Origin of the sequence: Oceanobacillus luteolus (assembly GCF_023715655.1) — a bacterium.
GTDB classification, from domain to species: domain Bacteria; phylum Bacillota; class Bacilli; order Bacillales; family Amphibacillaceae; genus Oceanobacillus; species Oceanobacillus luteolus.
In genome coordinates this window covers 1-24,917 of the sequence record NZ_JAMBON010000022.1, presented here as the reverse complement: position 1 = coordinate 24,917, position 24,917 = coordinate 1, and the positions used below count along the sequence as shown (strand labels likewise).

Here is a 24,917-nt window from a genome sequence, read left to right as displayed (position 1 = left end):
TCTATTAAATATATGAAAATACATGAATATATAAGTTTAATGCCTTTTTAAATATAATATTGTCGCAAGAAAGTTAGAGTGAACAAATATATAGAAAAAGGAGAGGTTTTGTTATGACAACACCAACTAAGGGGTTAGAAGGAGTAGTAGCTGCTGAGTCTTCAATCAGTTCCATTATTGATGACCAATTGACATATGTCGGTATCCCAATTGATGATTTAGCAGAAAATGCGAGCTTTGAAGAAGTAGTTTATCTGCTTTGGAATTTAAAGCTTCCTAATGAAACTGAGTTAGAAGAGATAAGAAAAGCATTGGTTGAAAACATGAAAGTGCCAGAGGGTCTCATTGCACATTTAAAGTCTTATGACCTTAAATCGGTTCATCCAATGGCAGCATTACGTACAGCTGTTTCGTATATGTCATTGTATGACGAAAACCCTGAAAAACTGGACAGGGAATCCAATTTGAAGCGTGCTATCCGTATTCAAGGGAATTTAGGTGCAATTGTGACAGCGTTTGCACGTCTCCGTAATGGGGAAGAACCTGTTCAGCCTAAACCGGAATATACTTTTGCTGAAAACTTTATTTATATGTTAAATGGTAGAGCACCTAAAGATATTGAAGTTGAAGCAATTGATAAAGCACTTGTGCTTCACGCAGATCATGAATTGAATGCTTCAACCTTTACAGCACGTGTATGTGTAGCAACGCTATCTGATATGTATTCAGGCATCACTGCTGCTATCGGTGCATTGAAGGGCCCACTCCATGGTGGAGCAAATGAAGCGGTAATGAAGATGTTGACTGAAATTGGCGAAGTGGATAACGCTATTCCTTATGTAAAAGATAAACTAGCAAATAAAGAAAAGATTATGGGAATGGGTCACCGTGTCTATCGAAATGGAGATCCGCGCGCTAAACATTTAAAAGAAATGTCTCGACAGCTTACTGAATTAGTGGGCGAAGAGAAATGGTTTGAGATGAGTATTAAAATAGAAGACTATATAAAAGAAGAAAAAGGATTGCCTGCAAACGTAGACTTCTACAGTGCATCCGTATATCACAGCTTAGGTATTGATCATGATTTATTCACTCCGATTTTTGCAGTTAGCCGTACATCTGGTTGGCTGGCACATATTCTTGAACAATATGAGAATAACCGCTTAATCCGTCCGCGTGCAGATTACGTAGGCCCAGAACATGCGAAGTTTATTCCACTTGAAAATCGAGAGTAATTAAGTTATAGATAGATAGTAGGGATAGCTGGATCACATATCCAGCTATTCTTAATGAATATACATAGGAGGTTGTGTCATGACACAGGGAGAAAAGATTGTAGTAGAAAATGGGGTATTGAATGTACCAAATAACCCAATTGTTCCTTTTATTGAAGGAGATGGAACTGGTCCGGATATTTGGGCAGCTGCAAGTCGTGTAATCGATGCTGCAGTTGAAAAAGCTTATAATGGTGAAAAGAAAATTGAATGGTTAGAAGTTTATGCGGGTGAGAAAGCATTCAATAAATTTGGTGAATGGTTACCTCAAGAAACGCTTGATAAAATTGATGAATATAAAATTGCAATTAAAGGACCTCTTACAACTCCAATTGGAGGAGGATTCCGTTCATTAAACGTTGCATTACGTCAAGAACTAGATTTATATACTTGCTTACGTCCAGTACGTCATTTCAGCGGAGTTCCTTCACCTGTAAAGCGTCCTGAAGACGTTGATATGGCTGTTTTCCGCGAGAATACAGAGGATATCTACGCTGGTATCGAATGGGAAAAAGGCTCTGAAGAAGTGAAAAAAGTAATTGATTTCCTTCAAAACGAAATGGGCGTTAAAAATATCCGCTTCCCAGAAACTTCTGGTATTGGAATTAAACCAGTATCTGAAGAAGGAACAAAACGTCTAGTACGTTCTGCTATCGAATATGCCATCAATGAAGGCCGTAAGAGTGTTACGCTTGTACATAAAGGTAACATCATGAAATTTACAGAAGGTGCTTTCAAACAGTGGGGTTATGAAGTAGCTGAGGAAGAATTCGGCGATAAAGTATTCACTTGGGCTGAATATGACCGCATTGTTGAAAAAGATGGAAAAGACGCTGCTAATAAAGCACAGGATGATGCAGTATCAGCTGGTAAAATCATCATTAAAGATGCTATCGCAGATATTTTCCTACAACAAATTTTAACTCGTCCAAGAGAATTTGATGTAGTTGCTACTATGAACCTAAACGGAGATTACATTTCTGATGCACTTGCTGCACAAGTAGGCGGAATCGGAATTGCTCCTGGAGCAAACATCAACTATGACACAGGACATGCAATCTTTGAAGCTACACATGGTACTGCGCCTAAGTATGCTGGCTTAGATAAAGTTAACCCGTCATCTGTTATCTTATCTGCAGTGTTGATGCTAGAGCATTTAGGCTGGAGAGAAGCAGCAGATCTAATTACAGCGTCAATGGACAAGACGATTGAATCAAAAGTAGTAACTTATGACTTCGCACGTCTAATGGACGACGCAACGGAAGTTAAATGCTCTGAATTCGCAGACGAGCTAATCAAAAATCTATAAGACATATAACAAAGCCACCATTTTATGAAATTCATAGAATGGTGGTTTTATTTTTGTGAAAACAACTTTGTCTCAGCGGCTTTTCTTTTGGAGGTCCCGCAGTTTAAATACCTCTCGCTTTCCGCAGGCGGCCCGCGAGCCCCCGACGCACAGGACGTGTCGTTCTTAGTCTGGCTCTCTTCACTGCGGGGGCTCACCAGCCACATGGAAAGCGAAGGTGTATCGGGGCTGCGGACTTAGGTAGGGACTATGAATATTACTATTCAACTCAATATTATATTCTTCACCATATGCGTCAATAATAATTTACTGTAAACTATGTTAAAATTACTTAATATTAAGGTATTTGTTATACTCAACTTAAGTTTCAATGTTAAGATAGAGTTGTATTAATAGATAACTAGTTATAAGAGGAGACGAGGATTTACAATGAGTCAAAAAATTCTTATCGTAGATGATGAAAAACCAATTGTTACATTATTAAAATACAATCTAGAAAAATCAGGGTTTACAACAGACGAAGCATATAACGGAGCTGAAGCTGTCCAAAAAGCAGAGACAAATGATTATGACTTGATTGTTTTAGATCTAATGCTACCAGAAATGGATGGAATTGAAGTATGTAAATATTTAAGAAACAATAAGATTGAAACACCAATCCTCATGCTCACTGCAAAAGATGAAGAATTTGATAAAGTACTGGGGTTGGAACTTGGGGCAGATGATTATTTGACGAAACCATTCAGCCCTAAAGAGGTAATCGCAAGAATAAAAGCTATACTGAGACGGACCACAAAAGCAAATCAGAACAGCTTTAGTTCTATTTCAGTCGGAAACATAACCATCTTCCCAGAAAGATATGAAGCGGAAATGGATGGAAAAGTAGTCACCTTCACTCGAAAAGAATTTGAGTTGTTATATTTCTTAGCTAAAAATAAAGGGAAAGTAATATCACGAGATCAGTTGCTGAGCGGTGTATGGGATTATGATTTTGTAGGAGATACCCGTATCGTCGATGTCCATATAAGTCATTTGCGAGATAAAATCGAGCCGGATACAAAAAAACCAATTTACATTAAGACTATCCGTGGTCTCGGTTATAAAATGGAGGAACCTGCTCGATGAGAGCACCATTTTCAAAAATATTACTCTCCTACGTAATAAGTTTGTTTTTTATTTTACTTGTTGCAGGACTAATAATTTCTACCTTTGTTGAAAACATGATTTTTTTAATTGCTGTTTTAATTATCGTGTATGTGATAGTTTGCAGTATGTTTATTAGGATTCACCATGATTATATTCATCCAATTAGTAAAGCATCAAAAACAATAGAAGAAATTACAAAAGGAAATTACCAAGCGAGGTTTCATTTCACAAGAAATTCTCTGCTTGGTAATCTAAGTAATCGTATCAATAGGCTTGCTAGGGAGTTGACTGAGTTTTCACTTCAAGAACAAATTCAATCGGAGCAATTATCGACCCTAATAGATAATACGGAGAGTGGGTTGGTATTGCTTGATGAAAAAGGCTATATCCATTTAGTGAATCGTAAGTTTGTGGATTACTTTGGTAAGTCGGAGAAGGATTATATTGGTTCTATCTACCATAAAGTATTGGAGAATGAGACTGTTCAAGATGCAATACAGAAAGTGTTCTTGTATGAAACGAATGTAAAAGACTCATTTAAGCATTATATCGGAATAGAAAAGTTTTATATAGAAATCTCTGGTGCTCCGATTATTAATGAGAGGAACATGCTGAAAGGTGCGGTATTGGTTCTTCATGACATAACCGAGTTGAAAAAACTGGAGGGAATGCGTAAAGATTTTGTAGCTAACGTATCACATGAATTGCGTACTCCTATTACTTCCATAAAAGGGTTCTCCGAGACATTGCTTGATGGAGCGATGCAAGACCCTGATATAAGTAAAGAATTTCTTCAAATCATATACAATGAAAGTAACCGAATTCAGCTGTTGATTGAAGATTTACTTGCACTCTCCAAGTTAGAGAGTGATAATTTCCGTCTCGTACTCCATAAAATAAATGCAATTGAATTAGTTGAATCATTGACTCCGGCTATTATGTATAAAGCTGAGGAAAAAGGCATTACTTTTACCCAAGATATTGAAGATATCGACATTAAAGCGGACAAGGATCGGATCACTCAAGTCATTATTAATTTAATTGATAATGCACTTCACTATACACCGGAAGAAGGTACAGTCGCTTTAAGGGTTTATCAAGCAAAAGATAGGATAAAAATAGAAGTTTCCGATACGGGAATTGGAATACCGGAAAAGGAATTGCCGCGAATCTTCGAAAGGTTCTATCGGATTGATAAAGCGAGAACAAGAAATTCAGGCGGTACAGGCTTAGGTCTTGCTATTGTCAAACATATTATCGAAGTCCATGATGGAGAAATCCTCATTGATAGTGAAGTTGATAAAGGCACTATCATTACTGTTTGCTTACCAACATAATTCATTATATCTGTCAGCATAAGTGTACATTACTTATGCTTTTTTTGTGTATAAATACAAAATAGCCCTATTACTAGACCGACCATCCTTACGAGTCTGAATTTCGTTATTTTTTCATTTCTATCCATACAATGATAAAATGAACATAACTAGAAAGCTAATGGAGGAGTCCAAATGTCAAAAAAGTTAGTGTTAATAGATGGGAACAGTATTATTTACCGTGCATTCTTTGCATTACCCTTGTTGAATAACGATAAGGGAGTGTATACAAATGCCGTCTATGGCTTTACGACGATGTTGCTACGCATCTTGGAAGAGGAAAAACCAACTCATATGTTAGTAGCCTTTGATGCAGGTAAAACAACATTTCGTCATAAAACCTATAAAGAATATAAAGGTGGTAGACAAAAAACTCCACCTGAATTATCCGAGCAATTCCCGATTGTTAGAGAGTTACTCGATGCTTTCCACATTCCTCATTATGAACTGGATCAATATGAGGCTGATGACATTATCGGTACATTATCAAAAGTTACTGATACTGCAGATTGGGAAGTAACTGTCATATCAGGGGACAAGGACCTTTTACAGCTCGTATCCGACAATGTAACTGTGCATGTTACGAGAAAAGGGATTAGTGAGGTTGATAAATATACACCGCAGTATTTACATGAAAAAATGGGGATTACACCAGATCAAATCATCGACTTAAAGGCGTTGATGGGAGATAACTCTGATAATATTCCAGGAGTACCTGGGGTCGGGGAGAAAACAGCATTAAAATTATTGAAAGAATACCCGACTTTAGAAGAAGTTTACGAAAATATCGATTCTCTTGGTGGGAAAAAATTAAAAGAAAACCTTACAAATTATAAAGATGAAGCTTTTATGAGTAAGGAGCTAGTAACCATCAATCGAGAATCCCCAATCGAAGTTAAAATTGATGAAATCACGTATAATGGCTACGAGGAAAATAAAGTCACTAAGGTATTTAAAGAACTTGGCTTCAATTCCTTGTTGAATAAAATATCAGGTTCCATTGATGAAGAATCAGGCGTAGCAGTTGAAATGACTGCAATAGATATGGAAATTGTTTCTGAAGTGAAGGAAGAGATGTTCACCGAGTATTCTGCTTTAGTAGTTGAGATTATTGAAGAAAACTATCATCAGTCTCCAATAATCGGGATCAGCATAGTAAATGAGTCTGGTAATTATTACATTCCAACGGAAGTGGCACTGAAATCTGATTTGTTTAAAACATGGGCAGAAGATTCCACTAAGAAAAAATCGGTGTTTGATGCGAAAGAAACGGTTGTTGCCTTGTTACGAAATGGAATACATCTCAAAGGAATCAGCTTCGATCTTCTACTGGCATCTTATCTGTTAAATCCTTCTGAGAACAATCATGATATACCTGCAATTGGCAGTCGTTTCGGCTACACAGATGTTCAATTTGATGAAGAAGTTTATGGGAAAGGTGCCAAGAGAAAAGTGCCAGAAGAGGACATTCTCGCTGAGCACATCGTTCGTAAGGCAATAGCTCTTGATAAATCCCAAGAAGGAATGGTTACGCAATTGAAGGAAAATGAGCAATATGAGTTGTTAGTCGAACTTGAAATGCCATTAGCCTTGATTCTTGGTGAAATGGAGCACCAAGGTGTTCTTGTCGATACCAATCAGCTGAAAGAGATGGAAATCGATTTAAAAGAAAGATTAAATACATTAATGGAAGAGATATACGAACTTGCTGGAGAAGAATTTAACATCAATTCACCGAAACAGCTTGGGCCTATTCTATTTGAGAAATTAGGACTTCCTGTTATCAAAAAGACAAAAACCGGCTATTCGACCGCTGCAGATGTTTTGGAACAACTCCAGCATGCACATGATATCATTCCAAAGATTCTTCTTTATCGTCAACTAGGTAAATTGCAGTCCACTTATATTGAAGGGTTATTAAAAGTGGTCAATAAAGAGACGAGTAAGATTCACACACGCTTTAATCAGGCACTTACTCAAACAGGTCGTCTCAGTTCAGTAGATCCTAACCTGCAAAATATACCGATTCGAATTGAAGAAGGAAGAAAGATTAGGAAGGCTTTTGTACCTTCTAAAGAGGACTGGATTATTTTTGCAGCTGACTATTCACAAATAGAATTAAGGATCCTCGCCCATATTGCTCAGGACGAAAAATTAGTGGATGCTTTTAATAATGATATGGATATCCACACGAGGACTGCGATGGATGTTTTCCATGTTGCAGAGGATGAAGTCACTTCAGACATGCGCAGGCAAGCAAAAGCGGTGAACTTCGGAATTGTTTATGGAATCAGTGACTACGGCCTATCACAAAGCCTTGGTACGACCCGGAAAGAAGCTAAGGATTTTATTGACAGATATTTTGCAAGCTTCCCTGGTGTCAAAGAGTATTTGGATAATGTTGTCCAAACCGCGAAACAACAAGGGTATGTAACAACGCTTATGAAGAGGAGAAGATACTTACCAGAAATTACAAGCCGTAACTTCAACCGCAGAAGCTTTGCAGAGCGGACGGCAATGAATACTCCAATTCAAGGTAGTGCAGCAGATATTATTAAAAAGGCGATGATCGATCTTCATCATAAATTACTGGATGAAAAACTTGAGGCAAGAATGTTGCTTCAAGTACATGATGAATTAATCTTGGAAGCACCAAAGACCGAATTGGATCGCTTAATAAAAATTGTACCAGCAATTATGGAGAATACCGTAGATTTATCAGTTCCGCTTAAAGTGGATTATGAATACGGCAATAGTTGGTTTGATGCTAAGTAAGGAGATAGGAAGTTATGCCAGAATTACCAGAGGTTGAAACGATTAAACGTACACTTGAACAATTAGTGTTAAATAAAACCATTGAAGCTGTCGATGTTCACTGGGGGAAAATCATAAAAGCACCCGATGATGTGGAACGGTTTAAACAGCTTTTAATCGGCCAAACATTTCGGAGGCTCGGTCGGAAAGGTAAGTTTCTATTATTTTATCTTGATGACTATGTTTTGGTTTCCCATTTAAGAATGGAAGGTAAATATCGGGTCTTGCCTGTATTAACGGAAAAAGACAAACATACACATGTCATTTTTACGTTTACGGATGGAGAAGCACTCTATTATAATGATGTCCGTAAATTCGGAACGATGCATCTATATCCGATTGGGGAAGAGATGAACCGTGCCCCACTGAAGAAATTGGGTCCGGAACCATTTGATTCAGCATTTACATTTGATTACTTTAAGCAAAAATTAAATAAAACAGAACGACTGATCAAGGCTGTGCTCCTTGATCAAACCATTGTTACTGGCTTGGGAAATATTTATGTGGATGAGACTTTATTTAAAGCACGTGTACATCCGATGAGAAGGGCCAATACCCTCTCTGATGAGGAAATCAAAAGAATTCGTGAGGCCGCAATTATTACATTGAAGGAAGCTGTGGAACTTGGAGGGACGACCATTCGCTCCTATGTCAATTCTCAAGGTGAAATGGGAATGTTCCAGCAAGAACTTTATGTGTATGGTCAACAAACGAAGGCATGTAAAGATTGTGGAGAAGAAATAATCAAACTGAAAGTGGCTGGCAGAGGCACTCATATATGTGCTGCATGTCAGCCTCTGTAAGGGGGGATTAGATGAGTTTGGTCATCGGCTTAACGGGTAGCATCGCCACCGGTAAAAGCACAGTGTCATCCATGTTTACAAAACTTGATATTCCAGTAATCGATGCAGATAAACTGGCAAGAGAAGTTGTTGAACCGGGCGAAGAAGCTTATGAACGTATTGTAGAATCATTCGGGGAAAAAATACTCCTTGAAGATCGAACCATTGACCGAAATCGATTAGGTGAAATTGTTTTTTCCAATGAGTCCAAGCGAAAGCAATTAAATGAAATTGTGCATCCAGCCATTCGCAAAAGAATGCTTGAACAAAGAGATGCATGTATTGAAGCGGGAGAGAGATGTGTAGTATTGGATATTCCGTTATTAATTGAAAGTAAGCTTGAGCATCTTGTTGAAAAGATACTAGTTGTATATGTTGATGAGAAAACACAATTGGAACGGTTAATGGCTAGAAACGACTTTACAAAAGAAGAAGCGATGCAAAGAATCAATTCGCAGATACCTGTAGAGAAAAAAGCAGAGCTCGCTGATGCAATTATTGATAACAGAGGTTCCATTCAAGATTCATTTGAACAATTAAAAGACATACTAAAAGAATGGAATATAGTGGAACGTGGATTGTAGAGCTTAAACGTGCCAAATTGACCAATTATTGCATACGATATACCATCAGAACCAACATTCGTAATATTATAACATTATATTTACTTTAAATATGACGCACATTTAACCTGAAATGTGTTATACTAATTACAGAAATACATAATTAGTATAACTTTATTGGGAGGAATGGGGTTACAATGGATAAGATTCGTATTGCAATAAATGGGTTTGGTCGTATCGGGAGAATGGTTTTTCGTCAGGCAATTGTAGATGAACAGTTTGATGTAGTAGCTATAAACGCGAGTTATCCACCTGAAACACTAGCGCATTTAGTTAAATATGACAGTGTCCATGGTATTTTTAACGGAGAAGTGAAAGCGCTTGATAACTCAATTCAAGTTAATGATAAAGAGATTAAGCTTGTTAGCTCCAGGGAGCCGGATAAGCTTCCTTGGAATAAGTTGGATATAGATGTTGTTGTGGAAGCAACGGGAAAATTTACTACGAATGAAACTGCTGGACTTCACCTTCAAGCTGGAGCGAAAAAGGTTGTCATTACGGCACCTGGTAAAGAAATTGATAAAACGATTGTAATGGGTGTCAATGATAATGAGTATGATAGTGAAGTACACCATATTATTTCCAATGCTTCTTGTACTACTAACTGTTTAGCACCGGTAGTAAAGATATTGGATGATCGTTTTCAAATAGTAAATGGATTAATGACAACGGTCCATGCTTTTACAAATGATCAGAAAAACCTTGATAATCCACATAAAGATCTTCGCCGAGCGAGGGGCTGTACTCAATCGATCATTCCGACTTCCACTGGTGCTGCAAAGGCGCTTGGAGTAGTATTGCCACATCTGAACGGTAAATTACACGGAATGGCACTGCGTGTTCCGACACCAGATGTATCACTTGTGGATTTGGTTGTTGATGTGGAAGAGAGTGTTACAGCTGAAGAGGTAAATCAGGCATTCAAGGAAGCTGCGGAGAATGGCTACCATGGAATTGTTCAATTTACGGAGGAACCACTCGTGTCTGTCGATTTCACTACAACGGATTATTCAGCAGTAGTTGATGGATTATCGACTATGGTAATGGGGGAAAATAAGATAAAGGTTCTGGCATGGTATGATAATGAATGGGGTTATTCTGCACGTGTGCTAGATTTAACAAAACTTGTTGGTGTAAATTTGACGAATAAAGAAACAGCTAAAATATCCTGATAGAATCTAAATATAAGATGCATCTTATCCATTGTTATATGGAAATTAAGATGCATCTTTTTTAGGATGAATAGAACATTTGGCTAAAACGTGTTAAAATAGAGGATATCTATTTTATCGCCTACATATTGGAATGTAAATTGACGACAGAGGGGTGAGTGAAAATTGCGCTGTCCAAACTGTGAATATAAAAATACAAAGGTTACTGATTCACGACCAATTGAAGATGGAAAAGCTATTCGCCGTCGAAGAGAATGTGAGAAATGTGGTCAACGTTTTACTACATTTGAAAGAATGGAAGAAGTTCCGTTAATTGTCGTGAAGAAAGATGGAATGAGGCAGGAGTTCTCACGTGAAAAACTTACCAGAGGCCTAATCCGTGCCTGTGAGAAGAGACCAGTTCCTGTGGAAACCATTGAAACTATTGCATTGGAAGTAGAGAAGGAATTGCGTGGTCTCGGATCTTCAGAGGTTGATTCGAAACTCGTTGGCGAAATGGTGATGGAAAGACTTTCTAAGGTTGATGAAGTGGCCTATGTTCGCTTTGCCTCTGTGTATCGTCAATTTAAAGATGTATCTGTCTTTTTAGATGAACTTAAGGAATTAATTAGTAGTGACAAGCAAGAAAAGGAAGAGTAAAAGGGTGAAAATCGTGATGAGAATAGGACAACTACTACCAGTAGACGGATACTTTGTAAGGTTGCAAGAAGCGTTGCCAGAGAACTTTTTACAATCTTTGACCCACTTATACCAGCCGCTCATTGGTCCTGAGGCATTAATGCTCTATCAAACCTTAATCAATGAAGTGCCGTTACAGGAAGAATCAACACCACAAACTCATCATACATTAATGAATTATTTAATGTTGCCACTTGATCAAATCTATGAAGCCAGACGGAAATTAGAGGCTATCGGATTACTTCGAACGTATAAGAAACAAGACGATGGGATGACGATTTACACATATGATCTCCAATCTCCTTATGATCCGAATAGTTTTTTTGAGGATGCTATGTTTTCATCCCTCCTGTACCATTATATCGGTAGTCAGAAATTTGATAGGTTAAAAGATTTCTTTACAGTGGAAGTGCAACCTGAAGTCGGTGAAAATATTACAGCTGATTTTCAAGAGGTTTTCCAGACTACAGAAACAGCAAGTCTTGTTCAAGTTGCTGCTGGAGAAGAGGTAATGGTCGAAGAAGATGGAACTGTAGATTTTGAATGGCTTGAACATATGTTGAAACAACGGATGATACCTGTCCATCGTATACTGACAAAGGATAACCGTAAATTAATCACGCAGATGCTTGTTCTGTACGATTTAGAAAGCTTCGAAATTGATAAAGCCATTATCTGGTCTCTTACTGAAGAAAACCATCTTGACAGGGAAGAATTTAAGCAGGCTTGCCATGATATATATCGTGCCAAGAATGATAACAAACCGATCCGTTTGATTCCAAAAACGGAAACTTCCATTAATCAACAAACTGATAAAAAGCCATTAACAAGGGAAGAGCTGCTCATACAGGAGCTTGAAACCATCTCGCCAAAGCAACTTCTAGAAGATTTATCAAGTGGAAATTTTGCCTCTGAACAAGACATGAAGCTGATTAGTGATGTAATGACTACTCAAGGTCTTCCAGCCCCTGTAATGAATGTATTAATCCATTACGTGCTGCTCCAAACAAATATGAAGCTTTCAAGGGCATATATTGAAAAAATCGCTAGCCACTGGTCACGAGCTAAACTGAAGACCGCGAAAGAAGCTATGAATTTTGCTAAGCAAGAACGCGCAAACTATGAAAAGGCAAAAGCAAGACGCAAAGGTGGATATCAGAAGGTGGCAAGCAAAGATATCATTCCTGATTGGTATAAAGCAGGAAAACATAAAGAAAAACCTAAAGAGTCTCAATCCATCGATATGAATGAAGAGCAAAGGAAAGTAGCACAACTTCTCAAACAATTTTCTGAAGGAAATTAAACCAATCGTTTAAAGGATGATTTTTAGTGAAGCCAATTCAATCAAGCTTGAAAGCCTGGATGGCGCGCAGTGAAAGCTTTAAAGAAAACTATAATAAAATGAAAACAGAACTCTTGGAAGACGAAGAAATCAAAGAATTTATCGCGCTCCATCCAGAATTAAGTCAAAATGAAATAGACAAAAGTCTAGTCAAATTATACGAATATAAAACTCAATCAAAGCAGTGCAATCATTGTGCATCATTCGGTGAATGCAAAAACATGATTCAAGGCTATTCTCCAATCCTTCAAGTGGAGAATGAAGAAATACACATTCGATATGAGAAGTGCCATAGCCGAATCATGTATGAAAAAGAACAAGAAAGTAATAAGCTCATTAGTAGTTTATATATGCCCAAAGAAATATTGGAAGCAAGAATGTCGGATATAGATAATGATGCATCCCGTACAAAAGTATTGCTGAAGGTTTTTGAATTCCTTAATGAAGCGAAGACCAAGCTTCCTAACAAAGGTCTTTATCTATATGGAATTTTTGGGGTCGGCAAGACGTTTCTATTAGGTGCGATAGCGAATGAGTTGAAAAAGTACAATATATCTTCCACGATTATTTATATGCCTGAGTTTGTACGTGAAATTAAAGCTTCATTAAAAGATGATTCTGTTAATGACAAAATTGATCTTTTTAAAAAGACGGATATCCTCATGTTGGACGACATTGGTGCAGAAATGCAATCAGCCTGGTTCCGCGATGAGATTTTAAGTTCCATTCTCCAGTATCGAATGATGGAAGGCTTACCTGTTTTCTTTACATCGAACTATGATTTGGAACAGCTCAAAGGGCATTTGGCAACCACTCGTTCAGGGACAGAGACGATAAAGGCAGCAAGGATTATTGAACGAATCGGACAGGTTAGTGAAGTGTTGCATTTGGAAGGGTATAATCGTAGAAATTAATAAAACTTCCTTCTAGTACAAGATACGATACTAGAAGGAAGTTTTTTATTTTTGTTTTCACTAGATTAACCAATCTTATCATTTTTCCATAAAGCCCTCCATATAATATAACAGTTTGGTTGTAGATGAGGGTGATGTTACGAATGGATATTTTCTTTGAATCAGACAAGGAGGTAATTTGCTTCTGTGAGCATGTATTCCAGCAAAACAAACAGATAGCCGTGCATTGGCAAGTGAATGAAAAATGGGGGAATCAACTGACGATCAACTATGAGCCTTTAAACGAAATTATATTTCAATCGATTGCAGTTTCCTTAGTCCATGTTTATATCAGCAATCGATTGCGGTCAGTAATCCATGAAATCATTCGAGATTCTTATTATTTTACCGATCATCATGAAATTGAAAAGATTTATGAGTTGGCGGAATGGATTGTAACAGGTGTGGATGAAGATAGTAAAATGTTAAGAAAGCATAAACATCCTGTTCAATTGTTGAGAGCGATTTTCCTCATGCATATTCGCAATGCACAGACAGTCCACTTTGATTCAATTGTACAGTTTGGGATGAAAGCCTTTAAAAAAGACCTGGTTCATTATATTGGACTAGCTATCGATGAGTTTAAACGGGAAGAGGAACATCAATCATTTATTAATACGTTAAGGGAATATGTTCATACAAAGGAACCAATGATTCCCTTAATACATGTAGTTGAAGGAAGTCCTTTCAGTTACTACAGTACGGTTGGCAGGCAACTTTCCAAAATTGAGTTACGTAACATCATGAAAAAAGCACCGCTTTATTTATTTGGCTTCCCAGAGGATGAGTGGAATTTAGCACCATTAATTGCCATGGCTCCAGAAAAGATAAACATGTATGTGGACGACCCTTCTAATCCAAAAACGCAGACTATCATCAATGTTTTTCAAGAACGAGTAATTTTAAAATCATTTAAGGATTTTCCTTATACTTATTCTTCCTATGAGCATTAATTCAAGTGAAAAATGAAGATAGGCTTGCTTTTCTAAAAAACGGGAGTTATAATACAATTAATTATTAAAAATGAGAAGCATTGACGAGGACATGATTGATTGAATCCCTGTATAGACAAGAGAAGAAAGCCTAGGCTGAAAGCTTTCTATATACAGTCAATTAATTACCACCTCCGAGCCCTACTATGGAAACCTTCAGTAAATAGTAGCGTATCATCTGCGTTAAAGATCAGAGCGATTTATGAGTTACTCATATTAATCGAAACATAGGGTGGAACCACGTTATAACCATATACCGTCCCTTTGCAGCAATGCAAAGGAACGGTTTTTTTATTTGGTTTATATTCGGTTCATTACACTTTTTTGTTTACAATCATCCTAGATGGATTTTAGTGCTCTATTTCAGGTTTCTCCGGGAGCAGCCCAAATACACCGGAGACTCCAGTGGGAGCAGAGGCTCGCCGGCCGCCCACGGAAAGCGGAGGTGTATTTGGGCTGCGGACCTCCAGAAGAAAGTTTATTATTTAGTTACTACCATTTTAAACATAGGAGATGAAAAGCAATGGCAGAATCAATTACTTTAACTTTCCCAGATGGAAATCAAAAAGAATTTCCAAAAGGTATAACAGGAGAAGAAGTTGCAGGCTCAATTTCCTCCGGTCTAAAAAAACAATCATTAGCAATTAAATTGGACGGAGAACCTCTAGACCTCCGCCGTCCCATAGAAAAAGGAGGAGAAATTCAAATCCTGACTTACAGAGATGATGAAGGGATAGACATCCTACGCCACTCATCAGCACACCTGCTCGCACAGGCGATTAAACGTCTTTACGGGGAAGTTCGATTTGGCGTTGGTCCAGTAATCGAAGAGGGCTTCTATTACGATATCGATATGGAGCACAAACTAACTCCAGAAGACTTGCCAAAAATTGAAAAAGAAATGAAAAAGATTATTGATGAAAATTTAGAGATTAAACGAGTGGAAGTTTCTCGCGCAGAAGCTAAGAAACGTTTTGAAGAGATTGGTGACCACTTAAAACTGGAATTGATTGACGCAATCCCTGAAGATGAACAGGTGACGATTTATGAACAAGGCGAATTCTTTGATTTATGCCGAGGAGTACATGTTCCGAGTACAAGCAAAATAAAGGCATTTAAGTTGCTCAGCATTTCAGGTGCGTATTGGAGAGGCGATAGTGATAACCAACAGCTCCAACGTATCTACGGTACAGCATTTGAAAAGAAATCCCATCTTGAAGAATATCTACGAATCCTGGAAGAAAGAAAAGAAAGAGATCATCGTAAATTAGGGAAAGAATTGGATCTGTTCACTGTCTCACAGAAGGTAGGTCAAGGGTTGCCGTTATGGTTGCCAAAAGGTGCGACAATCCGCCGTTTGATCGAGCGTTATATTGTTGATTTGGAAGAGAAACTTGGCTATGATCACGTCTATACTCCTGTACTTGGAAGTAAGGACCTTTATCAAACAAGCGGTCACTGGGATCATTATCAAGATGATATGTTCCCACCAATGGAGATGGATAATGAAACACTTGTATTGCGTCCGATGAACTGTCCACACCATATGATGGTGTTTAAAAATCAATTGTGGAGTTACCGCCAATTACCGGTACGAATTGCAGAATTAGGAACGATGCATCGTTATGAGATGAGTGGTGCATTAGCTGGTTTACAACGTGTTCGCGGGATGACGTTGAATGATGCACATATCTTTGCCAGACCTGATCAGTTAAAGGATGAATTCAAACGCGTTGTAGAATTAATCCAGCATGTGTATAAAGACTTCGGAATCGAGGATTACAGTTTCCGCCTTTCTTACCGTGACCCAGAAGATAAAGAAAAATATATTGATGATGATGCTATGTGGGAAATGACTCAGCGTCAATTGAAAGAAACGATGGAAGAGTTACAACTTGATTATGTGGAAGCGGAAGGGGAAGCGGCATTCTACGGGCCGAAATTGGATATTCAAGTGAAAACAGCTCTTGGTAAGGAAGAGACCTTATCAACTGTCCAGCTTGATGTGTTGCTTCCTGAGCGTTTTGATTTGACATATATCGGGGAAGACGGTAAAGAACATCGCCCAGTTGTAATCCACCGTGGTGTAGTATCAACTATGGAACGTTTTGTTGCATTTCTTATTGAAGAATACAAAGGAGCATTTCCAACTTGGCTTGCTCCAGTACAAGTAAAAGTAATCCCAGTATCTCCTCAAGTCCATCTTGATTATGCGAAACAAGTTGCTGATGAACTGAGAAGAGAAGGAATCCGTACAGAACTTGACGAAAGAGACGAAAAAATCGGTTATAAAATTCGTCAGGCACAAACTGAGAAAGTCCCGTTCGCGCTGGTATTAGGGGATAGTGAGATTGAAGGGAAAGCAGTGACTTACAGACGATATGGCGAGAAAGCTACAACAACTGTTTCTACAGAAGAATTTAAAGAATTGTTGAAGGAAGAAATCGCCAATAAATCGACTAAATAAAAAAGATAACAGACAGCTATTTTGTAGCTGTCTGTTCTTTAATCTATAGTAAGTCGCAGTATACATCCCATTAATTCGCTATATGTATAATGATGGGAAAAACGGTAGGAAGGCTCGTATTCTGTTAGAGAAGTGTCATAAAATCACCTTCTTATACCTAGCATGATGCTGAAAGATTTAGTATGATAAAGAGAGTGATGATTAATGGGGGACAATATTTATGACTGGATCTTTTAGTATCGTATTGGATTATATTGTGGCAAATTATGGAGTACAAAATATTTTTTGGAAAATGTATATCATTAATCTCGTACTTTCTGCAATTGCTTATAAACTAGGTTTTGCAAGAAAATTGAGTTTGTGGAAAAACGTATTTGTCTACTTCATGCTATTTCTCGGTAATTACTTAACCACGATTTTCAGTATTATGAAAATGCCGATGACAGAGAGTTTAGTTATCATTGTAATCGTATTAACGATTTATCGGACAAGAATGTATATGCAAAGAAAAGCAAAAAACGCTTCATCATGAAGCGTTTTTTTGTTTTTCTGAATAATAAAACCAGATTGTCAAATATATTCATCTTCGTCTTGCTTATCACGGTATAAATGGAATTTGCCTGTATCATGACGTGCTTTTGTGTTGGATTCAACTCGATAATAACATTCGTCACACAGATACATATATGTACGACGATTCCTAAGGCGTTTTGCTTTAAATGAATCGTCAGGAATTTCATTTATATTATCACATATTGTACATTTAACTTGCATCTTTTCACCTCGGGACCTGTGATGTTGAAATAAGTATACCATAATCGGGAAAAACTAGGAAAATCTTTTTATAGAAGTATGTTTGATTCATTTGATTCGGGGAAATATATAGGTATCAAAAGAGGGAAAGGAAGGAAAGTCGATGAGAAAACGAAATATCATTACTGCAGTCGGTGCAAGTGTACTTGGAGCTGGTGCAGCAAGCTATTTACTGATGAATGATGAGAGAAAATCCAAAATCAAGGACAAAATTAATAACTTCATGAATAAACAAGATAACGAAGAACTGACGTTTGAAAAAGCAGGTCATCCGGATCAAGTGGATGCGAGAGATATTGCTGATTTGGAAAATTCAAAGATGGTATCTGAAGGCTCGCAATTCGGAGTTCAATACTATAATGAAAAAAGAGGAGAGACTCCACTTCAATAAAATCAGTCAGTAGTTGATAACATGGACTACAGTCAAGCGGAATAAAAGCAATTTCCTTAATGGGAAATTGCTTTTATTCCGTTACAATTCCTTCCTATGATTTGATTGTTCTTCTTGTATATCATCTAATTGATTTTGTTCCTCGTCCGGCAATATTTCCTTGTTATCGTCGTTCTCTTGCGGCTGATCATCATTAACAGGGAACTCTGGCATATAACGGGAAACTATAGCAGAGAGTTCATCAACAATTCCACGAACTGGATAACCTTCTTGAACTTGATCACCCATTCCACGTAATCTTGCCATCAAATCAGCATCTGCTACTACGACAGCAGTTTTGCCCCAAGGGTCATGATATAAAGCTTCCGAGACAGAGTATTTTATAGACCCAACACGGGATCTGTCGATGTCTTCATTTACATCTATCGCAACTACAGTGTATGGGCCGGCTACTAATGCAGAAGCTTGGTTGACTTCAGGTACGCTACTCGCGACTTTAGCGAGATGGTTTGCTATTTCTGTATTTGACAATTGCTCTGTCTCATTTGTTTTTGTATTCTCCACTTGTAAGAATCGATTGTTTGTTTGGTTGTCCTCTTCAAGTTTAGCTTCGTCTGCATTTTGATTTTGACAACCAAAAAGAAGTGTCATACAAAAAATTAAAAAGCAACACTTACGAATATACATGATCATTCCTCCTAAAATAAAGCTGCTGGGCTTATTTTTAGCAGAATGAAGTAAAATATTCGTAAGCAATTAATTATTGAAAGCTTAATCTATAATAATTTTCTTTACTGCCTTAATCGGATTATCCCGATTTGAACCATCTCCAAAGTAAACATGGACTGGGCCATCTTCCTTTAAAGGTTTCCCTTCGCGGGAGAACAATAAAAAGCTTTGTTTCAGTTGGTCCAGTGAGATGGCAATTTCATTTCCATCTTCTTGAACGAGAATGGCGTCAGTAGCTTCGTCACTCACTTCAACATTGTTATAGAATGGTTCAAAAGGCATAACATATGTATTCTTAAATATTTCGTCGACCTCTTTACGAGGAATTGGTTTATTGTCATTTGTAGCCTCATATACTTCACGGTTGAATCGTTCATCAGAGCTGAAAGTGTGCTTGTTTTCTTCAATATTTTCTAATTGATCTTCTTTATTGAAAGCATCCTCCAACTTTATCTTTCGATCATCGAATATCCAAACACCTGCATCAAGAGTAATCGGAAATTTTACCTTTCCGGAAACTGGTATAATCTGCATGTTGTAACTCTCCCATCCATCTTTTTGTTAAATAAGGAATTAACTCTGTTAATCATAACAAACGTAAGCGTTATTTTCATCTAATGAGTAATAGACTAATATTTTCCTGTAAATCCCTTAATTATGTTTGCAATTTTATTAATCAAGAGCTAATATATAAGAAAGAGTCTTATTACCGGAGGGGATATATTTGATTCCAGAGGTGACGGTTAATCATCGTGAAAAAGCTTATGCCCTTCTAAAGGCTGATGCTGACAAAATTTTACGACTAATCGAAGTTCAAATAGAAAATTTAACGGCTCCACAGTGCCCAGTATACGAAGAAGTATTAGATACTCAAATGTTTGGTCTCTCAAAGGAGATTGATTTTGCTGTGCGCTTGAACTTGATCAGTGAAAATGAAGGTAAAGCACTTCTAGATAACTTGGAGAAGAAGCTTAATATATTACATGAAGCATCACAAAATACATTGTGAATGGTTTTTTGTGTGTGTCATGTAGCAAAAACTTTGCCTAGAGTATTCGGCAAGGTTTTTTTGTTTTATCATTAAGGATGTGGATAATAAAAAAACTTTTATAATAGTATGTACTATTTGTTTTAATGTGATATACTTTATAAAAAGTTAAAGCTTATCCCTCCAATAAAATCTACTGTTGGGGAGAAGAAAGATGTTACAAAAACTTAAATACTATGATTATACGTTAATCATAACACCACTTGTTCTTACAGCGTTTGGCCTAGTCATGATATACAGTGCTAGTATGGTAACAGCGGTTGTAGTGGACGGTGTGGAGAGTACATATTATTTGAAAAGGCAAGCAATGTGGTTTGGAATTGGATTCATAGCTTTTATTTTTACTAGTATTTTCCCATATCAGTACTACCAAAAGCTCATGAAGATAATTGTATTATCTGTACTCCTTCTACTCGTTGCTTTATTATTCGCTGGTACAGAAGTTAATAATGCAAAATCTTGGTTGCAAATCGGCCCGATGAGTTTACAGCCTTCTGAGTTTGCCAAACTCGCATTAATTATGTATCTTTCCTCCGTTTATTCCAAAAAACAAGCCTACATCGATCGTTTTGGTATTGGAGTATTGCCTCCATTAATTATGACATGTGTCTTTGTGGGACTAATCGTAATCCAGCCAGATATCGGAACAGCCTCCATTGTATTTTTAATCGCCTGCTCTGTCATAATCAGTTCAGGGATTCGATGGAAGCATATTGGTATTTTAATTGCCATAGGCATTGTCCTTGCTGCCATTGCGGCACCGTCCATGGTGACAGATGAACGAATTTCACGTTTTACAGGAGCGTATAAGCCATTTGAAACACCGGACTCTGACGGATACCAATTGATTCAATCTTATGTAGCAATCGGAGTTGGTGGATTAACAGGAGAAGGACTTGGACAAAGTGTTCAAAAGCTAGGATATCTCACGCAGGCATATACAGATTTCATCATGGCGGTTATCGCTGAAGAACTTGGTTTTGTGGGAGTAGTGCTCGTTATTGGTTTACTTGCAATCATTGTGTTAAGGGGAATTTTCATTTCAAGGAAGTGTACCGACAGTTTTGGTGCACTGCTAGCTATTGGAATCTCATCAATGGTGGGAATTCAAGCGTTTATTAATCTCGGTGCAATCAGTGGAATCTTACCAATTACAGGGGTTACCTTACCTTTTGTCAGTTATGGTGGTACGTCACTTCTGGTTTTACTCATCTCAATGGGTATTTTAAATAACATTGCAATGAATGTAAGAAAAAGAGAGAGTGAAGCAGGAGACCCAAATGAATCACAATATACTAATATAAAACATATTAATAGAGGTGGAAATAATGGGAGATTTAAAGCGTATTAACAAAGTTCTAGTCGCAAACCGAGGGGAAATTGCAATCCGAGTTTTTCGGGCTTGTACCGAGCTGGGAATTCGGACAGTGGCAATTTATTCAAAAGAAGACAGAAGTTCCCTACACCGATTTAAAGCTGATGAGGCTTATCTTATCGGTGAAGGGAAAAAACCAATTGATGCCTACCTTGATATCGAGGGGATTATTCAACTCGCTAGGGATAAAGGTATTGATGCGATTCATCCAGGTTATGGTTTTCTGTCTGAAAATATTGATTTTGCAAAACGCTGTGAAGAAGAAGGGATTATTTTCATTGGTCCTAAAAGCAAACACTTAGACATGTTCGGCGATAAAGTAAAAGCCCGTGAACAAGCGATTAAAGCTGGTATCCCGGTTATACCTGGAAGTGGAGCTGTATTCAGTGTAGATGAAGTGTTGGCTTTTGGCGAAGAGCATGGATATCCTATCATCATTAAGGCTACGCTTGGCGGCGGTGGAAGGGGCATGCGGATTGTCAACTCTGCTGATGAAGTTCCTGAAGCATATGATCGAGCAAAATCAGAGGCAAAAGCAGCTTTTGGTGACGATGAAATCTATATTGAAAAATTACTGACAAATCCTGAACATATCGAAGTGCAGATTTTGGGAGACAATGCAGGGAATATTATTCATCTGTATGAAAGAGATTGTTCTATTCAACGTAGACATCAAAAGCTTATTGAAGTTGCACCAAGTTTGTCCTTAAGTGAAGAAATGCGCAACGAAATTTGTAATGCTGCAGTGGACTTAATGAAGAATGTCGATTATGTTAACGCTGGAACTGTAGAATTTCTTGTTTCAGAAGGTAAGTTTTATTTCATAGAAGTTAATCCACGTGTTCAAGTGGAACATACCATAACGGAAATGATAACTGGAATTGATATTGTACATACACAAATTCTAGTTGCTGATGGATTTGAATTGCATGATGATGTTATTCAAATACCACACCAAGAAAACATTAAAGTTGATGGTTATGCAATACAGTCAAGAGTAACAACAGAGGATCCGAGAAATAATTTTATGCCGGATACAGGAAAGATACTTGCTTATCGTACAGGTGGGGGATTCGGTGTAAGGTTGGACGCAGGGAATGGTTTCCCAGGAGCGGTCATCACTCCTCACTATGATTCATTATTAGTAAAAGTATCGACATGGGGAAGAACCTATGAACAGGCAATACAGAAAATGGTACGTAACTTAAGGGAATTTCGGATTCGCGGTATTAAGACGAATATTCCATTCCTTGAGAAAGTAATGCATCATGAGAAATTTATTACAGGTAAGTATGATACTACCTTTGTTGATACAACAACGGAAATATTCGAATTTGCAGAAGCGAAAGACCGTGGAACAAAAATGTTGAGTTTCATCGGCGACATCACTGTCAATGGTGTTGAGGGTGCATTAAAAGTTGAAAAACCTGAATTTTCTAAGCCTATTGTTCCGAAAGTTAATCGTCAACAACCTTTTGAAAACGGTACAAAACAAATACTTGATGAACAGGGACCAGAAGGATTAGCGAATTGGGTAAAAGAACAGGACAAAGTGTTATTGACGGATACAACATTCCGTGATGCACATCAATCACTGCTTGCAACCCGAATTCGAACGAAAGATCTTTTGGAAATAGCAGAACCGACTGCTAAAATACAGCCGAACTTGTTCTCCGTGGAGATGTGGGGTGGGGCAACTTTTGATGTTGCTTATCGCTTCCTTAAAGAAGATCCTTGGGTACGGCTAGAAAAACTAAGAGAGAAAATGCCAAATGTTCTCTTTCAAATGCTGCTTCGGGCGAGTAACGCGGTAGGATACAAAAACTATCCTGATAATTTAATAAATGCCTTTGTGGAGAAAAGTGCAGAAAGAGGAATAGATGTATTCCGGATCTTTGATAGCTTGAACTGGTTTGAAGGAATGACACTTGCAATTGAAGCAGTTCGGAAATCCAATAAAATAGCGGAAGCCGCGATGTGTTATACAGGAAATATGTTGGATAAAGGCCGCTCTAAATATGATTTGGATTACTATGTAAACTTGGGTAAGCAATTGGAAAATGCAGGGGCACATATTTTAGCGATAAAAGATATGGCGGGATTATTGAAACCTGAAGCTGCATACCAACTTATTTCTACATTAAAGGAAAAAGTTGATTTGCCAATCCATTTGCATACTCACGACACAAGTGGTAATGGAATTTATATGTATGCGAGAGCGATTGACGCAGGAGTGGATATTGTCGACACTGCCAACGGTCCGCTCGCGGGAATGACATCCCAGCCAAGTGGACAAACTTTATTCCATGCTTTAGAGGGTCATGACCGTCAACCAGAAATGGATATTGAGCGTGTGGAAGAGCTATCTTACTATTGGGAAGGTATCAGAGAGTATTATAGTGATTTTGAAAGTGGAATGAAGGCTCCACATACAGAAATCTACAATCATGAAATGCCAGGCGGCCAGTACAGCAACCTCCAGCAGCAAGCTAAGGCAGTGGGACTTGGCGAACGCTGGAATGAAGTGAAGAAAACCTTCCGTTTAGTAAATGATATGTTTGGTGATATTGTAAAAGTGACGCCTTCCTCAAAAGTAGTTGGTGATATGGCTTTATTTATGGTACAAAATAACTTAACAGAACAAGATGTCTATGAAAAAGGCCATCAGATCGATTTCCCGGAATCAGTTATTGAGTTTGCATCTGGTTATATTGGTCAACCTTATCTTGGTTTCCCTGAGAAGCTACAGAAAGTGATTTTAAAAGATCGCAAACCAATTACCGTCCGACCAGGTGAATTGTTGGAACCAGTTGATTTTGATGCGTTACGTGAAGAGCTTGAGAAGAAAATTGGTCAGCCTGCTTCCGATGAAGACGTCATTGCTTATGCTTTGTATCCTAAAGTATTCCTTGATTATAAAGAATTCTGTGAACAATATGGTGACATGTCCTTACTCGATACGCCTACTTTCTTCTATGGAATGAAGCTTGGTGAAGAGATTGATGTGGAAATAGAAGAAGGAAAAACGTTGATTATCAACCTTGTATCCATATCAGAACCTAAGCCTGATGGTACACGTGTCATTTACTTTGAACTCAATGGCCAGACTCGCGAAATTGTCATTAAGGATAAAAACATCCGTTCATCGGTTGCATTCCGTCCTAAAGTCGAAAAAGGTAATGAAAAACATATTGGTGCCACCATGCCTGGAACTGTCTTAAGTGTAAATTCCAATAAAGGTGACGAGGTTAAAAAAGGCGATCACTTGCTGACAACGGAAGCGATGAAGATGGAAACAAGTATTCAAGCGCCTTTCGATGGTGTAATTAAAGATGTTTATGTCAAAGAAGGTTCGGTAATTGAAGTGGATGATATCTTGATCGAATTTGAATAATAATCTGTTGACTTAGCAATTAACATATGAATAAAAAACATCGCTCAAGATTTAGACTAACACAATAAAATGAGACAATAAAAAACACCTTCGAAATGGTATAATCAAACCAATACTAATTCGGAGGTGTTTTTGCGTGGGCAAAAACGTTTATTCTAGTGAAGTTAAATGGGCGGTTG

21 protein-coding genes and 1 other annotated feature are annotated in these 24,917 nt (G+C 37.8%); of the genes, 18 read left to right on the top strand and 3 right to left on the bottom strand.

What is annotated here, in order from left to right:
* Positions 1–113 precede the first annotated feature (113 nt).
* From citZ to M3210_RS12695, 14 genes are all read left to right on the top strand, one after another.
* Positions 114–1,235 carry a citrate synthase gene (citZ, locus tag M3210_RS12760; RefSeq protein WP_251514974.1) on the top strand — a complete coding sequence of 374 codons (1,122 nt, stop codon included), beginning with the start codon at positions 114–116 and terminating at the stop codon, positions 1,233–1,235.
* Between the two features lie 79 nt (positions 1,236–1,314).
* Complete coding sequence (gene icd / locus M3210_RS12755) at positions 1,315–2,583, top strand: NADP-dependent isocitrate dehydrogenase (RefSeq protein WP_251514971.1); 1,269 nt, start codon at positions 1,315–1,317, stop codon at positions 2,581–2,583.
* A 429-nt stretch (positions 2,584–3,012) separates the two neighbouring features.
* The gene (locus M3210_RS12750) at positions 3,013–3,708 is read left to right on the top strand and encodes a response regulator transcription factor (RefSeq protein ID WP_251514969.1); all 696 of its coding nucleotides are present in this window, start codon (positions 3,013–3,015) and stop codon (positions 3,706–3,708) included.
* Positions 3,705–5,066: a two-component system histidine kinase PnpS gene (gene pnpS, locus M3210_RS12745; protein WP_251514967.1), complete on the top strand. Its 1,362-nt coding sequence runs from the start codon at positions 3,705–3,707 to the stop codon at positions 5,064–5,066. The genes M3210_RS12750 and pnpS overlap by 4 nt, the downstream gene beginning before the upstream one ends.
* 174 nt (positions 5,067–5,240) lie before the next feature.
* A complete protein-coding gene (gene polA, locus M3210_RS12740; protein ID WP_251514965.1) occupies positions 5,241–7,880 on the top strand; it encodes a DNA polymerase I in 2,640 nt (879 codons plus the stop codon).
* Between the two features lie 14 nt (positions 7,881–7,894).
* Positions 7,895–8,722: a DNA-formamidopyrimidine glycosylase gene (gene mutM, locus M3210_RS12735; RefSeq protein WP_251514963.1), complete on the top strand. Its 828-nt coding sequence runs from the start codon at positions 7,895–7,897 to the stop codon at positions 8,720–8,722.
* Between the two features lie 11 nt (positions 8,723–8,733).
* The gene (coaE, locus tag M3210_RS12730) at positions 8,734–9,345 is read left to right on the top strand and encodes a dephospho-CoA kinase (RefSeq protein ID WP_251514960.1); all 612 of its coding nucleotides are present in this window, start codon (positions 8,734–8,736) and stop codon (positions 9,343–9,345) included.
* A gap of 176 nt (positions 9,346–9,521) precedes the next feature.
* Positions 9,522–10,556, top strand: coding sequence for a glyceraldehyde-3-phosphate dehydrogenase (locus tag M3210_RS12725; RefSeq protein ID WP_251514956.1), 1,035 nt, complete (start codon positions 9,522–9,524; stop codon positions 10,554–10,556).
* Between the two features lie 165 nt (positions 10,557–10,721).
* Positions 10,722–11,195, top strand: coding sequence for a transcriptional regulator NrdR (gene nrdR / locus M3210_RS12720; RefSeq protein WP_251514952.1), 474 nt, complete (start codon positions 10,722–10,724; stop codon positions 11,193–11,195).
* 4 nt (positions 11,196–11,199) lie between these two features.
* Entirely contained in the window at positions 11,200–12,537 is a 1,338-nt protein-coding gene (locus M3210_RS12715) for a replication initiation and membrane attachment family protein (protein ID WP_251514949.1), read from the top strand.
* Positions 12,538–12,563: 26 nt separating this feature from the next.
* On the top strand, positions 12,564–13,490 hold the full coding sequence (dnaI, locus tag M3210_RS12710) for a primosomal protein DnaI (RefSeq protein WP_251514946.1): 927 nt from the start codon (positions 12,564–12,566) through the stop codon (positions 13,488–13,490).
* Between the two features lie 143 nt (positions 13,491–13,633).
* Positions 13,634–14,482, top strand: coding sequence for a sporulation protein YtxC (ytxC, locus tag M3210_RS12705; RefSeq protein WP_251514943.1), 849 nt, complete (start codon positions 13,634–13,636; stop codon positions 14,480–14,482).
* A 71-nt stretch (positions 14,483–14,553) separates the two neighbouring features.
* Positions 14,554–14,788 (top strand) — a binding site (T-box leader).
* Positions 14,789–15,044: 256 nt separating this feature from the next.
* Positions 15,045–16,988 carry a threonine--tRNA ligase gene (gene thrS / locus M3210_RS12700; protein WP_251514940.1) on the top strand — a complete coding sequence of 648 codons (1,944 nt, stop codon included), beginning with the start codon at positions 15,045–15,047 and terminating at the stop codon, positions 16,986–16,988.
* 220 nt (positions 16,989–17,208) lie between these two features.
* Positions 17,209–17,520 carry a YlaH-like family protein gene (locus tag M3210_RS12695; RefSeq protein ID WP_251514936.1) on the top strand — a complete coding sequence of 104 codons (312 nt, stop codon included), beginning with the start codon at positions 17,209–17,211 and terminating at the stop codon, positions 17,518–17,520.
* A 38-nt stretch (positions 17,521–17,558) separates the two neighbouring features.
* On the opposite strand, the gene M3210_RS12690 is transcribed toward M3210_RS12695, so the two are convergent.
* The gene (locus tag M3210_RS12690; RefSeq protein ID WP_251514933.1) at positions 17,559–17,762 is read right to left on the bottom strand and encodes a YlaI family protein; all 204 of its coding nucleotides are present in this window, start codon (positions 17,760–17,762) and stop codon (positions 17,559–17,561) included.
* A gap of 142 nt (positions 17,763–17,904) precedes the next feature.
* Here M3210_RS12690 and M3210_RS12685 point away from each other — a divergent pair, with 142 nt between their 5' ends.
* Complete coding sequence (locus tag M3210_RS12685; RefSeq protein ID WP_251514929.1) at positions 17,905–18,192, top strand: YbyB family protein; 288 nt, start codon at positions 17,905–17,907, stop codon at positions 18,190–18,192.
* Positions 18,193–18,273: 81 nt separating this feature from the next.
* On the opposite strand, the gene M3210_RS12680 is transcribed toward M3210_RS12685, so the two are convergent.
* A complete protein-coding gene (locus tag M3210_RS12680) occupies positions 18,274–18,879 on the bottom strand; it encodes a YhcN/YlaJ family sporulation lipoprotein (protein WP_251514925.1) in 606 nt (201 codons plus the stop codon).
* A gap of 84 nt (positions 18,880–18,963) precedes the next feature.
* Positions 18,964–19,455, bottom strand: a complete 492-nt coding sequence (locus tag M3210_RS12675) for a hypothetical protein (RefSeq protein WP_251514922.1) — start codon at positions 19,453–19,455, stop codon at positions 18,964–18,966.
* Positions 19,456–19,648: 193 nt separating this feature from the next.
* On the opposite strand from M3210_RS12675, the gene M3210_RS12670 reads away from it, so the two are divergent.
* The 3 genes from M3210_RS12670 (at position 19,649) to pyc (ending at position 24,738) form a co-directional block, all read left to right on the top strand.
* Positions 19,649–19,930: an Fpa/YlaN family protein gene (locus tag M3210_RS12670; RefSeq protein ID WP_251515048.1), complete on the top strand. Its 282-nt coding sequence runs from the start codon at positions 19,649–19,651 to the stop codon at positions 19,928–19,930.
* A gap of 193 nt (positions 19,931–20,123) precedes the next feature.
* Entirely contained in the window at positions 20,124–21,320 is a 1,197-nt protein-coding gene (gene ftsW / locus M3210_RS12665; RefSeq protein WP_251514920.1) for a putative lipid II flippase FtsW, read from the top strand.
* Positions 21,298–24,738: a pyruvate carboxylase gene (gene pyc / locus M3210_RS12660; protein ID WP_251514919.1), complete on the top strand. Its 3,441-nt coding sequence runs from the start codon at positions 21,298–21,300 to the stop codon at positions 24,736–24,738. Before ftsW ends, pyc begins: the two co-directional genes overlap by 23 nt.
* Positions 24,739–24,917: the final 179 nt, after the last annotated feature.

Excerpts from the sequence above, each read along its gene's own strand:
- M3210_RS12675 (WP_251514922.1), bottom strand. The coding sequence starts at position 19,455 with ATGCAGATTATACCAGTTTCCGGAAAGGTAAAATTTCCGATTACTCTT.
- thrS (WP_251514940.1), top strand. The coding sequence starts at position 15,045 with ATGGCAGAATCAATTACTTTAACTTTCCCAGATGGAAATCAAAAAGAA.
- polA (WP_251514965.1), top strand. The coding sequence starts at position 5,241 with ATGTCAAAAAAGTTAGTGTTAATAGATGGGAACAGTATTATTTACCGT.
- M3210_RS12725 (WP_251514956.1), top strand. The coding sequence starts at position 9,522 with ATGGATAAGATTCGTATTGCAATAAATGGGTTTGGTCGTATCGGGAGA.
- M3210_RS12750 (WP_251514969.1), top strand. The coding sequence starts at position 3,013 with ATGAGTCAAAAAATTCTTATCGTAGATGATGAAAAACCAATTGTTACA.
- icd (WP_251514971.1), top strand. The coding sequence starts at position 1,315 with ATGACACAGGGAGAAAAGATTGTAGTAGAAAATGGGGTATTGAATGTA.
- mutM (WP_251514963.1), top strand. The coding sequence starts at position 7,895 with ATGCCAGAATTACCAGAGGTTGAAACGATTAAACGTACACTTGAACAA.
- pyc (WP_251514919.1), top strand. The coding sequence starts at position 21,298 with ATGGGAGATTTAAAGCGTATTAACAAAGTTCTAGTCGCAAACCGAGGG.
- M3210_RS12685 (WP_251514929.1), top strand. The coding sequence starts at position 17,905 with ATGAGAAAACGAAATATCATTACTGCAGTCGGTGCAAGTGTACTTGGA.
- coaE (WP_251514960.1), top strand. The coding sequence starts at position 8,734 with ATGAGTTTGGTCATCGGCTTAACGGGTAGCATCGCCACCGGTAAAAGC.
- ftsW (WP_251514920.1), top strand. The coding sequence starts at position 20,124 with ATGTTACAAAAACTTAAATACTATGATTATACGTTAATCATAACACCA.
- M3210_RS12690 (WP_251514933.1), bottom strand. The coding sequence starts at position 17,762 with ATGCAAGTTAAATGTACAATATGTGATAATATAAATGAAATTCCTGAC.
- ytxC (WP_251514943.1), top strand. The coding sequence starts at position 13,634 with ATGGATATTTTCTTTGAATCAGACAAGGAGGTAATTTGCTTCTGTGAG.
- pnpS (WP_251514967.1), top strand. The coding sequence starts at position 3,705 with ATGAGAGCACCATTTTCAAAAATATTACTCTCCTACGTAATAAGTTTG.
- M3210_RS12680 (WP_251514925.1), bottom strand. The coding sequence starts at position 18,879 with ATGTATATTCGTAAGTGTTGCTTTTTAATTTTTTGTATGACACTTCTT.
- citZ (WP_251514974.1), top strand. The coding sequence starts at position 114 with ATGACAACACCAACTAAGGGGTTAGAAGGAGTAGTAGCTGCTGAGTCT.
- M3210_RS12695 (WP_251514936.1), top strand. The coding sequence starts at position 17,209 with ATGACTGGATCTTTTAGTATCGTATTGGATTATATTGTGGCAAATTAT.